This window comes from Trinickia diaoshuihuensis (assembly GCF_003390925.1).
Classification (GTDB): Bacteria; Pseudomonadota; Gammaproteobacteria; order Burkholderiales; family Burkholderiaceae; genus Trinickia; species Trinickia diaoshuihuensis.
Window position 1 is genome coordinate 1 of sequence record NZ_QUBS01000002.1, and the last position, 12,306, is coordinate 12,306.

The 12,306-nt window shown below is 66.8% G+C and carries 13 protein-coding genes and 1 pseudogene; 7 read left to right on the top strand and 7 right to left on the bottom strand.

Features of this window, described 5'->3' with window-relative positions; translation table 11 throughout:
* A pseudogene (locus tag DXT59_RS31025) lies at positions 1–135 on the bottom strand (ABC transporter permease); the annotation flags it as partial.
* Between the two features lie 133 nt (positions 136–268).
* Here DXT59_RS31025 and DXT59_RS00180 point away from each other — a divergent pair.
* The 3 genes from DXT59_RS00180 to DXT59_RS00190 are packed head-to-tail and all read left to right on the top strand — an operon-like array spanning position 269 to position 2,253.
* The gene (locus DXT59_RS00180) at positions 269–1,186 is read left to right on the top strand and encodes a biotin--[acetyl-CoA-carboxylase] ligase (RefSeq protein WP_116134763.1); all 918 of its coding nucleotides are present in this window, start codon (positions 269–271) and stop codon (positions 1,184–1,186) included.
* On the top strand, positions 1,183–2,001 hold the full coding sequence (locus tag DXT59_RS00185; protein WP_116134761.1) for a type III pantothenate kinase: 819 nt from the start codon (positions 1,183–1,185) through the stop codon (positions 1,999–2,001). The genes DXT59_RS00180 and DXT59_RS00185 overlap by 4 nt, the downstream gene beginning before the upstream one ends.
* A gap of 12 nt (positions 2,002–2,013) precedes the next feature.
* Positions 2,014–2,253: a hypothetical protein gene (locus DXT59_RS00190; protein ID WP_116134759.1), complete on the top strand. Its 240-nt coding sequence runs from the start codon at positions 2,014–2,016 to the stop codon at positions 2,251–2,253.
* Positions 2,254–2,279: 26 nt separating this feature from the next.
* Here the strand turns inward: DXT59_RS00190 and rfaE2 are convergent, their stop codons facing one another.
* The 6 genes from rfaE2 to DXT59_RS00225 form a co-directional block, all read right to left on the bottom strand.
* A complete protein-coding gene (gene rfaE2, locus DXT59_RS00195) occupies positions 2,280–2,774 on the bottom strand; it encodes a D-glycero-beta-D-manno-heptose 1-phosphate adenylyltransferase (protein ID WP_116134757.1) in 495 nt (164 codons plus the stop codon).
* Positions 2,775–2,793: 19 nt separating this feature from the next.
* A complete protein-coding gene (locus DXT59_RS00200) occupies positions 2,794–3,657 on the bottom strand; it encodes a ferritin family protein (protein ID WP_205417352.1) in 864 nt (287 codons plus the stop codon).
* 396 nt (positions 3,658–4,053) lie between these two features.
* Positions 4,054–5,262 carry a patatin-like phospholipase family protein gene (locus tag DXT59_RS00210; RefSeq protein ID WP_116134773.1) on the bottom strand — a complete coding sequence of 403 codons (1,209 nt, stop codon included), beginning with the start codon at positions 5,260–5,262 and terminating at the stop codon, positions 4,054–4,056.
* An 81-nt stretch (positions 5,263–5,343) separates the two neighbouring features.
* Positions 5,344–6,174, bottom strand: a complete 831-nt coding sequence (locus DXT59_RS00215) for a PhaM family polyhydroxyalkanoate granule multifunctional regulatory protein (protein WP_116134751.1) — start codon at positions 6,172–6,174, stop codon at positions 5,344–5,346.
* 48 nt (positions 6,175–6,222) lie between these two features.
* Positions 6,223–7,071, bottom strand: a complete 849-nt coding sequence (locus DXT59_RS00220; RefSeq protein WP_205417351.1) for an enoyl-CoA hydratase/isomerase family protein — start codon at positions 7,069–7,071, stop codon at positions 6,223–6,225.
* 115 nt (positions 7,072–7,186) lie between these two features.
* Positions 7,187–8,173, bottom strand: coding sequence for a fumarylacetoacetate hydrolase family protein (locus DXT59_RS00225; protein WP_116134749.1), 987 nt, complete (start codon positions 8,171–8,173; stop codon positions 7,187–7,189).
* A gap of 23 nt (positions 8,174–8,196) precedes the next feature.
* On the opposite strand from DXT59_RS00225, the gene DXT59_RS00230 reads away from it, so the two are divergent.
* The 4 genes from DXT59_RS00230 (at position 8,197) to DXT59_RS00245 (ending at position 12,302) form a co-directional block, all read left to right on the top strand.
* Positions 8,197–9,210, top strand: a complete 1,014-nt coding sequence (locus tag DXT59_RS00230) for an IclR family transcriptional regulator (RefSeq protein ID WP_162877878.1) — start codon at positions 8,197–8,199, stop codon at positions 9,208–9,210.
* A 126-nt stretch (positions 9,211–9,336) separates the two neighbouring features.
* Positions 9,337–10,545: a DUF3108 domain-containing protein gene (locus DXT59_RS00235; RefSeq protein ID WP_116134747.1), complete on the top strand. Its 1,209-nt coding sequence runs from the start codon at positions 9,337–9,339 to the stop codon at positions 10,543–10,545.
* Positions 10,546–10,822: 277 nt separating this feature from the next.
* Positions 10,823–11,080 (top strand): BTH_I0359 family protein, encoded by a 258-nt coding sequence (locus tag DXT59_RS00240; protein ID WP_102609771.1) that lies wholly within the window; start codon positions 10,823–10,825, stop codon positions 11,078–11,080.
* 163 nt (positions 11,081–11,243) lie between these two features.
* Positions 11,244–12,302 (top strand): homocysteine S-methyltransferase family protein, encoded by a 1,059-nt coding sequence (locus DXT59_RS00245; protein ID WP_116134745.1) that lies wholly within the window; start codon positions 11,244–11,246, stop codon positions 12,300–12,302.
* Positions 12,303–12,306: the final 4 nt, after the last annotated feature.

Here is a 12,306-nt window from a genome sequence, read left to right on the forward strand (position 1 = left end):
GGCCAGGCGCGAGGTCGCGCCGGCGCGGGCGCGGTCGCGCGCGAGCGCCAGCGCCGTCCATTGGCCGGACAGCGTGACGCGCGGCCCGGAGGTGCCGGCCTCGATCCGCAAACCGGGCGGGGTATCGAAGTCCAAGGAACGAATATCAGACGGAAAGTGAACTGGGGCCATTGTAGCGGGCGCGCGCCCGACCGGTCTTTTCACTGGATACGGCGCGCGACCGCGAGGTTCGCACGCCGCCCGGCGCCGGCCCCACTACAATACAGCCATGACCGATACCCTTTTTCCCCCTCCGAACGCCGGCGCCGCGCCGGAGAGCGGCGACTGGCGCATCGACCGCGACCGCGCGCGGGCCGGCGGCGCGAGCGCGATTCCGTCCGAGGCGCTCGAGATCGTCGACGAGACGGCCTCCACCAACACGGACCTGATGGCGCGCATGAAAGCGCTGCCGCGCGAGCGTGTCGCCTTGGGCGTGCATGCGGTGCGGGCGGCCTACCGGCAAACGGCGGGCCGAGGGCGGCAAGGCCGCACGTGGCAAACGAAGCCGGGACACGCGCTCACGTTCTCGCTCGCGTGCGTGCTGCCGCGCCCGCTGGCGGGTCTCGCGGGTCTAAGCCTCGCGACCGGCGTCGCCGTCGCCGAGGCGCTCGGACGCTTGACCCCGAGCGAAGCCGCGCGAGTGCGGCTCAAATGGCCGAACGACGTGCTGCTGGACGGCCGCAAGCTTGCCGGCATCTTGATCGAAACAGCCTGGAGCACCGCAAGCGCCAGTGCTGTCGTCATCGGCGTCGGCATCAACGTGCGGCGCGACGAAGCGCTCGAAGCCGAACTGGAAGCGGCCGCGTCCAGCCTGCCCGCTCAAGCCCGCGGCACCCCGCCCGCGGCGCTCTCGCAGGCGCTGCCCAATGCGAATTTGACCGACACCCTCGCCGTCGTCGTCAAGGCGCTCACGGAGATGATCGAGCGTTTCGGCGCGCATGGCTTCGCCGCCTTCGTCGATCGCTGGAATGCGTACCACGCCTATGCGAACCGCGAAGTCGTCCTGATCGAGAAAGGTGTGGAGTTCGCACGCGGCACGGCAACGGGTGTCGACGCGTCCGGGCAACTTCTGCTCGCCACCGCTACCGGCACGCAGGCCATCGCGACGGGTGACGTCTCGCTGCGGCTCGCCGGCGAGGCGCCATGACGGGCCGCGCGCCGCACCTGCTGATCGATGCCGGCAACAGCCGCATCAAATGGGCGCTCGTCGACGGCCGCGGGGCGTCCGTGGGCGGCGGTATATTGGCGCATACGCTCGAGGCCGAGACGGATTCCGACTGGGCGGGGCTCGACGCGCCGGCCGGCGCCTGGATCTCGAACGTGGCGGGCGAAGCCGTGGCCGAGCGGCTAACGGCGCTGCTCGATACGCATTGGCCGGATTTGCCGCGCACGTTCATCCGCGCCCGCGCGCGGCAATGCGGCGTAGTCAACGGCTACGGCGCCCCGGAGCTGCTAGGCAGCGATCGATGGGCCAGCCTCATCGGAGCACGTGCCGCGTTTCCGGGCGAAGCGCTGTTGATCGCCACGCTCGGCACCGCGACGACGTTGGAAGCGCTGACGGCGGACGGCCGATTCGTGGGTGGCATGATCGCGCCCGGATGGGCGCTGATGATGCGCTCGCTGGGCGAGCATACGGCCCAATTGCCCACGTTGGCCGCGGACTCGGCGCGCACGCTCGTCGGCGAGCTACCCGCGCGACATGCGTTCGCGACCGACACGCGCCATGCGATCGCGTGCGGTTCGCTGTTCGCTCAGGCCGGGCTCCTCGAGCGCGCGTGGCGCGACCTGTCGCGCGCTTGGGACGTACCGGTTAGGCTCGTCGTCGGCGGCGGCGCGGCGGACGAGATCACCCAGGCGCTCGACGTGCCGCATACGCGCCACGACTCCCTGGTGTTGGCGGGGCTCGCGCTGATCGCGGCGCAAGATGCGGCGGATTGCTCGCAAAACGGATGTGAACGATAGGGAGACGTGACGATGTTGCGTTGGCTAATCGCCATTTTGTTGCTTGCGAATATGATCGCGTTCGCGCTCGCGAGCGGCATGCTCGGGCCGCTGCCGGCGGCCGGGCCGATCGAGTCGAATCATATCGAACGGCAGGTTCATCCCGAATGGCTGAAGGCAACGCCGATCAGCGAGGCCCAGTCGGCCGAGCAAGTCATCATCGGTCAGCCCGATCCGTCGCCGGCCCTGAACGCGGCGCCGCTCGGCGGCTAAGCACGCCGCACGCCCGATGACGCGGCTCAGGCTGTGCCGGCTTGGGCGCGTACTTTCTTGAGCAATGCCGTCGTGGAGCGCTCGTGTTCGAACGCGATCGCCAGCGCCCGGCCGCCCCAACCGCGCACGATCGCCGATTCGGGTAGCGCGTCCATGTCGTAGTCGCCGCCTTTGACGAGCACGTCGGGGCGCAGCGCGCGGATGAGTTCGACCGGCGTGCGCTCCTCGAACGGCACGACCCAATCCACGGATTCGAGCGAGGCAAGCAGCGCCATCCGGTCATCCTCGACGTTGATCGGACGGTCGTCGCCCTTGCCGAGCATGCGCACCGAGGGGTCGCTATTGACGCCGACGATCAGCGTGGCGCCGTGCGCTTTCGCGCGCGCAAGGTAGGTCACATGACCGCGGTGCAGGATGTCGAACACGCCGTTCGTGAAGACGACGGGGCCGGCAAGGGTGTCGCGCCGGGCCGAGAGCGCTTCGCGCGTGGTGATTTTGCGTTCGAACGAGACGGGAGACATGGGCTTGAGGCAGGCCGCGTTAAGCGGCCTGATGCTCGGCCGAACCCGCGGCCTGTAGGCGCGCAGCGACTTCCTTGCGATAGCGGTTCAGTTCCTGAGCCGTCGTAAACGTGCGCTCGAACAGCAGCGAGAGGTTGTGCAAGATGCGCTCGACCACCTTCTTTTCCCAGCCGTCGTCGAAACGGATCTGCTCGTCGAGCCAACGCTCGAGCCATTCGGGATCGGGCAGGCGCGATTGGATCGTGTCGCGCGGGAACAGATCGCGATTCACGTGCAAATTGGTGGGGTGCAGCGGCTTTTCGGTCCGGCGCGCCGAAGCCATCAAGACGCCGATCTTCGAGAACGCCGCGCGCGCGACGTCGCCGCAGTTGTTCAGCGCTTTCTTCATGTAACGCAAATAGGCGCCGCCGTGGCGCGCCTCATCGCGCGAGATCGTCTCGTAAATATGTTTGATCACGGGCTCCGTGTGCCATTCGGCGGCGCGGCGATACCAGTGATTCAGGCGGATTTCGCCGCAAAAGTGCAGCATCAGCGTTTCGAGCGGCGGGGCCGGGTCGAACTCGAAGCGCACGGCGTGCAGCTCCTCTTCGGTCGGCACCATCTCGGGCTTGAAGCGGCGCAGGTACTCCATCAAGACCAGCGAATGCTTTTGCTCCTCGAAAAACCACACGCTCATGAACGCCGAGAAGTCGCTGTCGTGGTGGTTGTCGCGTAGGAACATCTCCGTGGCCGGCAGCGCCGACCATTCCGTGATCGCGTTCATTTTGATCGTCGTGGCCTGCTCGTCGGTCAGCAGCGACGGATCGAACTTGTCCCAGGGAATGTCCTTCTCCATATCCCATCGGACCGATTCCAGCGATTTATAAAGTTCCGGATAAAGCATGGTGTTCATAGGTCCCACCCCTGGTCTGCCCATTGCAACTCGTATGACTATTGCCGCGCGCGGCCGCTCGCCGCACCGTGCGGCGAAAAGCACACAATTTTACGCTGCGATCGTATCCATTTATTGACCGAACTCAAGGCCGCCGGTGCGACCGGTGCCGCGCGTGTGCACATCGCCCGGCGCTGAGCCCCGGAGATGATCGAACGCGGCGCCGCGCCTCGCGCCGAGCCCTTGCCTTGCAGTGTCCGGAGGACGGCGGCGCAACGACCAACCGCGATCATGGTTTTTGGGTGTTCGCCCACGGATCGAAAGCTTTGAAATGATAGCATGCGCCGCCGGCGTCGCCGCCCGCTTCGAGGAACGTCCGACGCGCCGCCACAACGGCGGCGCGTCGGCTCATGGCAATGCGCGGGGGCGCTCGGCGCCCGTCCGCGCTGCGCCCGCCGGCTCTTGCTCGAGGGTCGCGCGAATCCAATCGGCCAGCCGTTCGCGCTGCGCAAGCGCGTCGCGAAACCCGAGTTCGATCAGTTCGGCCGCGAATTCCGCCTCGAACAGCAGATAGCTCGCGAACGACGCGCCGGCGGCCCGGTTGCCGCCGACGGCGCCCAGCAGCCCGCGCACCGTGAGCGGCAGACGCTTTAGATGGCGCGCGGCCACGAGTTCGATGCGCTCACTGGGCGCGATCGGCAATACATCGACATGGCGCCAGCCGCTCTCGGGTTCGATCTGCTGCGGCAGGTGACGAATCATGCCGTTGATATGCTCGATGCGTTCGATATCGGCGCCGATCGAGTCGAGAAAGACGCTGGCGAGCACTTGTTGGCCGATTTGCGCGAGCGAGGGATAACCGCTCTCGATGCCCGCCGCCGGCACTTCGGGGCGCGGCGCCGCCGCCCCGAGCACGACGATGCGCTGCGCGCCGAAATGAATCGCGGGGCTCAGCGGCGCGATTTGCCGAATAGAGCCGTCGCCGAAGTACTCGATGCAGCCGTCGAGCTCGAGCGGCACCGCCGGGAAGAGAAACGGGATCGCCGACGACGCCAGCAAATGCGCGGGCGTGAGCGATACCATGCGCGCCCCTCGCTGCGCCCGCCGCCAAGACTGGATCGGCTCCTCCGCCTGATAGAACGTCAAATGCCTGCCGCTCGAATAACTGAGCGCCGTGATCGACAAGGCGTGCAACGCATGCGCATCGAGCATTTCGCCGATGCGCGCGAAATCGAGCGCGCCGTGCAGCAAAGCGGCGAGCGGGCTATTGTCGAAGAGCGCCCGCGGCGAGCGCCGCACGGCCCAGCCGAAACTCATCGCCGCGAGCCATCGCGCGCCGGCGGCCGCCACCCCGCGCCAATCGGTGCGATAGACCTGCGCCGCGCGGATATGCGACCAAAAATCGATGAGCCGGCCGACGCCCAATGCGAGGTCGTCCGCGTGACTGGCGATCGAGGCGGCATTGATGGCGCCGGCCGACGTGCCGCATACGATCGTAAACGGCGAGGCGCGCCGCTCCGGCGCGATCTCGCGCGCGAGTTGCGCCAGCGCCTTGAGGGCGCCCACTTGGTAAGCGGCGCGCGCGCCGCCTCCCATCAAAACCAGCGCCAGACGCACGGTACGCACCCCAGCGAAAAACCAGGCAGGACTCGCGAGCGGCAATCGAAGCGGCTCACTCGCGGCCTGCCCGTATCGACGTCATTTTTCCCCGCGCGCGGCGCTGCCCGGCCGTGAGGCGGGTTTCGCCGCGGGTTTGCGTGCGGCCGGCCGTTTCGCGGCAGGCTCGGGAGCCGCCTTGGCCGAGCCGCCCGCGGCCCGAGTGCCGGCCGCGCCGCCGGCCTTTTTCGACGATGCCGGTTTCGCATCGCCCTCGCCTTGCTCGCCGGCCGCGCCCGGCTGCGTCATCGCAAACGCCGCCAATTGATTGAATTGCGACTGCAACAGATTCCACCAACTCGACGGGTCGAACGCACCACCGGCCGGCGCGTCTGCGCTTTGCTGCGCGTCGCCGGCGGCACTCGCATCGCTATCGCCGGCGCTGGATGCCGCCTGAGCCGCGCTCGCTCGCGCCGCCGAGCCGGGCCCCGCCGCGCTGTCGGACTGCGTGCTCGACGACGTGCTCCACGGCGAAGGGGAGCTCGGTTGCGCGCTCCCGCCATCGGTCGCTTGAGTCATCGAGGCCTGCGCGAACGCACCGAACGCGCGCAGCGTGGAGAGCGTCGCACGCTGCACCTCGAGCGCCTGAATCGCCGACTGCAGCATGTTCAAGTTCAACTTCAGCCATTGCTCGACGGCGCGCATATCCGTGATGCGCTTATCGAGTTCCTCGACGCTCATGAGCGGCGACATCATGTCCGACATCGCGGTCAGCGGCGAGCCGAAGCCTTGCGCCGTGCCGGGCTGCATCCCGGGGAACGCCGCACCGAACGGCGTGAGGCGCATCATGTCCCACATCTTGTCGAGCATCTCGGCGGGCGGAAAACCGGGAAAGCCCGGGAAAGGCGGTTTGTCGCCTGCGGTATCGGTCATGAACGGCTCCTCGGATACAGTGAAATGTCGTCAAAAAGCGTATAGCGTTCAGCCCGCTTCGCCGCTGCCCGGAAACCGAGGCGCGCGCCGCTCGCGCAGCGACTCGATGCCTTCGCGTACGTCCGGGCCGGAAAACCCCATGAATTCGAGCGCCAACGACGTATCGAAGGTCGGCCCGGCCATGCGCAGCCAATTGTTGAGCGCGTATTTGGTCCAGCGAATGGCGCTTTGCGAGCCTTGCGCGAGCCGCGTCGCCACCTCGAACGCGCGCGGCTGCAAATCGTCCGGTTCGACGGCGAGCGATACGAGCCCGATGCGCTCGGCTTCCGCCCCGCTCACGGCCTCGCATAGCAACAGGTAGTACTTCGCCTTGGCCATGCCGCACAACAGCGGCCACACGATGGCGGCATGATCGCCGGCGGCCACGCCCAAACGCGTGTGCCCGTCGATGATGCGCGCGTCGGTGGCCGCGATCGATACATCGGCCAGCAAGCCCGCGACGAGCCCGGCGCCCACGGCGGGGCCGTGCATCGCCGAGACGATCGGCTTGCTGCAGTTGATGACGTTGTAGACGAGGTCGCGGGCCTCGCGCCAGACGCGCGAGCGCACGTCGAAGTCGTCGGCCATCTGCTCGACGAGGCCAAGGTCGCCGCCCGCGGAGAAGCCTTTGCCTTCGCCGCGTATCACCGCGACGCGCGTATGCGGGTCGCGGTCGACATCGCGCCAAATCTCGGCCAGTTCGCGATGCATGCGGTCGTCCGCGGCGGCCAGGCCGCTCTTGTTCATCCCCTCGCCGCTCATGACGATTTCGAGCACGCCGTGAGGATGGCGCTTGAACCGCAGCGAGTGGTAGTGCGCGTAATGCTTCAAGTCTTCGGCAGGCGTCGTATCGGTCATCCGTGTCGGCTCTTTAAGGGTATCGACGAGCCGCGTGGGCGCCGTCGCAGTCTCGTCAGTGTAGGCCCGCGCGGACGGCCCCGCATCGGGCCAAACCCGGCGCGGCCATGCTAGGTCATCGCTCGAGCGGGGCCACCGATTGCTCGATCGCGCCGAAGATCGATTTGCCCGCTTCGTCGAACATCTCGATCTTGACCGTGTCGCCGTACCTCATGTACTCCGTTTGGGGTGCGCCGCCCGCTATCGTTTCGAGACAGCGTTTCTCGGCGATGCAGCAGTAGCCGCGCTTGTCGTCCTTGTTCGAGACGGTGCCCGAGCCCACGATCGAGCCGGCGCGCAGATTCCGTGTCTTGGCCGCATGGGCGATCAACTGGCCGAAATGAAACACCATATCGACCCCGGCCTCGGGCTGACCGACCTTCTTACCGTTCCAATGCACGATCATCGGCCGATGCACGCGGCCCTCCCGCCAGTGCTCGCCCAGTTCGTCGGGCGTCACCGCCACGGGCGAAAACGCCGTGGCCGGCTTGCTTTGAAAGAAGCCGAAACCCTTCGCTAGTTCGGCAGGAATCAAGTTGCGCAACGAAACGTCGTTCACGAGCATGAGCAGGCGCACCGCCTTGAGCGCGGCGTCGGGCGCACTCGCCATCGGTACGTCCGATGTCACGACCGCCACTTCGGCTTCGAAGTCGATACCGAATGCCTCCGAGGCGCAAACGATGTCGTCGCGCGGACCGAGGAAGTCGTCGCTGCCACCTTGATACATCAAGGGATCGGTCCAGAACTCGGGCGGCATTTCGGCCCCGCGGGCACGGCGCACGAGTTCGACGTGATTGACGTAGGCAGACCCGTCGGCCCATTGAAATGCCCGCGGCAACGGAGCCATGCAGTCCTTCGGCTCGAACGCGAACGTATTGCGGGCGCGGCCTTGATTGAGCGCGTCGTAGAGCTCGGCGAGCTGCGGGGCGTAGAAGGGCCAGTCGTCGAGCGCGCGCTGCAGCGTCGGAGCGATGCCATCGGCGATGGCGGCCGTGCGCAGATCGCGCGAAACGACAATCAATTGACCGTCGCGGGAACCGTCTTTGAGCGTGGCAAGTTTCATTTAGCGAGGATCGAAGCCGTGAGATGACGTTGGAAGCAATCTATTTTACGATGGTGAATGCGCAGCACCACGGGGCCCGGTCGGCCGTCGCGATGCGCGCATTCCAGCCGAAGCCCCAATCGGGCCCTCGATCACCCCGCACCCGCTTTCTCATGTCCGCCACGCATCCCCACCCGTCCGCTTTGTCCGATTCGCCCGATCCTGAGCTCGGGGAGCCGCCCGAGGCGCTCGAGGAAGGCGCCGACGGCGAGGAAAAGGTGCGCTCGGGGATCCAGTCGATCGAAGTCGGATTTCGTCTGCTGGAGGTGCTGACGAACGAGCCGGGCGCGATGATGCTGCGCGATCTGGCTAAGCGCGCCCAGATGAGTCCCGCGAAGGCGCACCGTTATCTCGTGAGTTTTCAGCGCCTGGGCGTCGTGGCGCAAGACCCCGTTTCGGGGCGTTACGAGCTGGGCGGCTTCGCGTTGCAGATGGGCCTTGCGCGGCTGGCCCGCGTGGACGGCGTCAAGCTCGCCCGGCTCGCGCTAAGCGAGCTGCGCGACCGGCTCGACGTGACCGTCGGAATCGCGGTTTGGGGCAACCTCGGACCTACCGTCGTTCATTGGAGCGAATCGAGCCACCCGGCGAAGGCGGCGCTCAAGCTCGGCGATGTCATGCCGCTGCTCGGCTCGGCCACGGGACTGCTGTTCGCGGCCTACCTCCCGCGCGGCAAGACCGCCGCCATGATCGAGCGCGAACTGGGCCACTCGCGCCGCGCCGCGCACGCAACGGGTCCACGCAGCGAAGCCGAACTCGAAGCCGTGCTCGCGCAGGTACGCGAGCATGGCGCGGCGCGCGTTGCCGGCATGCTGCTGCCGACGATCCACGCCTTTTGCGTCCCCGTATTCGACGCCTCCGGCGATCTGGCGCTCGGCTTGACCGCGCTGGGGCACGAGGGCGAATTCGACCTCGCATGGGACGGGCCGATCGCGCTAGCGCTCAAGGCATGCGCCGCCAAGCTCTCGTACGAACTCGGCTACAGCGAAGCGCCGCGGTAACGCTCGATGCGCGATCGCCGGCGGCTCGTCACGGCCGGCACGATCCGTCATTTGCGGGCATCATGTGCGTTTGTCCGTGTCTTGCCACGTTTCGCAAGCTGCCTTCGGGCGCCCGAGTCTTCCGCCATGTCCGAGTTGTCCCGCTGCCCCCCGGCGCTCAGTACCGTTTCCGCCCCGCGCGGGACGCCGCGCCGCGCCTGGCGTTGGGGCGCGGCGCTGGCGCTAGCCGTCGCGCTGCATGGCGCGGGCTGGGTGTGGTTCGCGACGCATCGCGACGCGCTCGCGCCCGAAACGTCCAAGCCTCCCGTCGAGGTGGCGCTGTTGACAGCGCAACGGATCGCGCGCGGCGAGACCGGACATCGTCCGCCCGCGGCGCGCACCGAACCGGCGCGTGCCCGCGCGCCTCGGCACGGCCAAGCCGCGCCCGTGCTCCATGCCCTGACCCCGCCCCCCGCCGCGACCGAATCGCCGCAAGGGTCCGAATCGCCGGGCGTCAGCGAGCCCTCGGCGACTGGCCCCGCGCTCGCGGCGAGCGCGGCCGTCGGCGAGCCCACCGACGCCGCGACCCACGCCTCCGCGGGCACCGCGAAGACGGGCCCGCGATTCTCGGTCCCGCCCTCCGGGGATTTGCACTACAACACCTTTTACAACGGGGTGGAAAACGCGCCAGGCACGATCCGATGGTCAAGCGACCGCGAGGGCTATGAAATGCTCGTTTCGGTACCGCTGCCATTCGTCGGGACGTTTACCTACGAAAGCCGCGGCCGCATCGACGCCTTTGGCCTTGCACCCGAGCACTACATCGAAAAGCGCGGCCGCCGCCCCGAGCAAGTCACGACGTTCGACCGTGCGGACAAACGCATCGGCTTCACGCGCACGAGCACGACGCTTGCGCTGCCGGACGGCGCCCAAGACCGCTTCAGCATGGTGATGCAGCTTGCAAGCCTCGTACGCGGCGATCCCGATACCTACAAACCGGGCGTCACGCGCTCGTTCTACGTGGCCGACGACGACAGCGGCGAGCTTTGGCCGATCGAGACGATCGGCGACGAATCGATTCGGACTGCCGAAGGTTTCATCGACGCCCGCCACTTCATGAGACTGCCTCGGCATGACGGCGACAGGCGCCGCATCGACGTTTGGCTCGCCCCTTCGCTGGGCTGGCTGCCCGCCCGGATCATGCAGACGGAACCCAACGGCTCGCAGATGGAGCTCGTCTGGCGCGGCCCCCTGCGCCCGCCGGGCGCGGAAAATGCAACATCGATGGCAAGGACACCGGATGACTCGTCCGATGCCGCGGCGCTCGAGACCGGGCCGACGCGCGAGCAGCCCTAAACCGGCGACTCGCGCGTGCCGTTAACGCAGGTGTCGAGGCACACGGACGATCCTCGATGTTTTCCCTTGCCGCTCGAACGTTTTGCATGATTGGGGTCTAACGATTAGGTCGATGGCGCTTGAGGCTGGCGGTTGCGGTTTGGGGGCGAACATTTAGTTGCAATGTTCCAACCCGTTTTAAGCGTCGTTTAAGACCCACCCCTTGAAATTCCATGCAACACGCTCCAAGTACTGGGCGGAAAACGGCCAGGAGCCAATCGGAATAAGGAGTGTCGCCATGCAAATGATCTACAACAGCCCCAACTATTGTGTCGTCGAGTTCGCACCGCAAGCGGGCCACCTGGCGATGAACGCAGGTGGCTACGAAATCGTAGACAAGAACACGCAGCGCGAGATCTTCATCGACGGCGCGATGGCGGCACAGTTTCGAGAGCATGTACGCAAGCTCATCGAAGAAGAGCCCACGTTAGACGAAGTAGACGAGTTCCTCGGTCAATTCGACAGTCTGATGACCCAGCCCGTGGTTCTGCACTGACGGTTTCATAGGCCGCAAGGCGGCACGACAATCCCATCGAACCCCGTCCGGCTTGCCGGGCGGGGTTTTCTTTTGCGCGTTGCTCGCCCCCGGGATCACCGGCGGGCTCAATCGGCAGCCGCTACAATGTCGGTTCCGAGATTACGCCTAGAGCCCGCCCGTCATGAACCCGTCCGCCGCCGCTCCAGCCGCCCCCACGCCCTATACGCGAGGCGCCGCCTTGCCCGCGCTGCTCGCGTCGCGCATCTTGATCCTGGACGGCGCGATGGGCACGATGATCCAGCGCTACAAGCTCGACGAAGCGCGTTATCGAGGCGAACGCTTCAAGGATTTCGGGCGCGACGTGAAGGGCAACAACGAGTTGCTCTCGCTGACGCAACCGCAGATCATCGGCGAGATCCACGAGCAGTATCTGGCCGCGGGCGCCGACATCATCGAAACGAACACGTTCGGGGCCACGTCGGTCGCGCAGGCCGATTACGGGATGGAATCGCTCGTGCGCGAGATGAATCTGGCGTCGGCGCAGCTCGCGCGCGCCGCTTGCGATAAATATTCGACGCCGGACAAGCCCCGGTTCGTCGCGGGCGCGATCGGACCGACGCCGAAGACGGCCAGTATCTCGCCCGACGTCAACGACCCGGGCGCGCGCAACATCACGTTCGACGAGTTGCGGGCGGCGTACTACGAGCAAGCGCAAGCGTTGCTGGAGGGGGGCGCCGACCTGTTCCTCGTCGAGACCATCTTCGATACGCTCAATGCGAAGGCGGCCCTCTTCGCGTTGGACGAACTGTTCGAGAACACGGGGCAAGTGCTGCCCGTGATGATCTCCGGCACGGTCACCGACGCCTCGGGCCGCATTTTGTCGGGGCAGACGGTCGAGGCGTTCTGGAATTCGCTGCGTCATGCGAAGCCGCTGACGTTCGGCTTGAACTGCGCGCTCGGCGCTGCGTTGATGCGTCCGTACATCGCCGAGCTGGCCAAGATTTGCGACACCTATGTGTCGTGCTATCCGAACGCGGGCTTGCCGAATCCGATGAGCGACACGGGCTTCGACGAAACGCCCGACGACACGTCGCGCCAGTTGAAGGAATTCGCGCAGGCCGGGCTCGTGAATCTCGCGGGCGGCTGCTGCGGCACGACGCCTGAACACATCGCGGCGATCGCCAAAGCGCTGAGCGGCGTGAAGCCGCGCGCGTGGGCACATTACCGCGACGCGGCTTAACTGG

What these genes read in the sequence shown, in the direction of transcription:
- DXT59_RS00180 (WP_116134763.1), top strand. Translation starts at nt 269, where the DNA reads ATGACCGATACCCTTTTTCCCCCTCCGAACGCCGGCGCCGCGCCGGAG.
- DXT59_RS00185 (WP_116134761.1), top strand. Translation starts at nt 1,183, where the DNA reads ATGACGGGCCGCGCGCCGCACCTGCTGATCGATGCCGGCAACAGCCGC.
- DXT59_RS00190 (WP_116134759.1), top strand. Translation starts at nt 2,014, where the DNA reads ATGTTGCGTTGGCTAATCGCCATTTTGTTGCTTGCGAATATGATCGCG.
- rfaE2 (WP_116134757.1), bottom strand. Translation starts at nt 2,774, where the DNA reads ATGTCTCCCGTCTCGTTCGAACGCAAAATCACCACGCGCGAAGCGCTC.
- DXT59_RS00200 (WP_205417352.1), bottom strand. Translation starts at nt 3,657, where the DNA reads ATGCTTTATCCGGAACTTTATAAATCGCTGGAATCGGTCCGATGGGAT.
- DXT59_RS00215 (WP_116134751.1), bottom strand. Translation starts at nt 6,174, where the DNA reads ATGACCGATACCGCAGGCGACAAACCGCCTTTCCCGGGCTTTCCCGGT.
- DXT59_RS00220 (WP_205417351.1), bottom strand. Translation starts at nt 7,071, where the DNA reads ATGACCGATACGACGCCTGCCGAAGACTTGAAGCATTACGCGCACTAC.
- DXT59_RS00225 (WP_116134749.1), bottom strand. Translation starts at nt 8,173, where the DNA reads ATGAAACTTGCCACGCTCAAAGACGGTTCCCGCGACGGTCAATTGATT.
- DXT59_RS00230 (WP_162877878.1), top strand. Translation starts at nt 8,197, where the DNA reads ATGACGTTGGAAGCAATCTATTTTACGATGGTGAATGCGCAGCACCAC.
- DXT59_RS00235 (WP_116134747.1), top strand. Translation starts at nt 9,337, where the DNA reads ATGTCCGAGTTGTCCCGCTGCCCCCCGGCGCTCAGTACCGTTTCCGCC.
- DXT59_RS00240 (WP_102609771.1), top strand. Translation starts at nt 10,823, where the DNA reads ATGCAAATGATCTACAACAGCCCCAACTATTGTGTCGTCGAGTTCGCA.
- DXT59_RS00245 (WP_116134745.1), top strand. Translation starts at nt 11,244, where the DNA reads ATGAACCCGTCCGCCGCCGCTCCAGCCGCCCCCACGCCCTATACGCGA.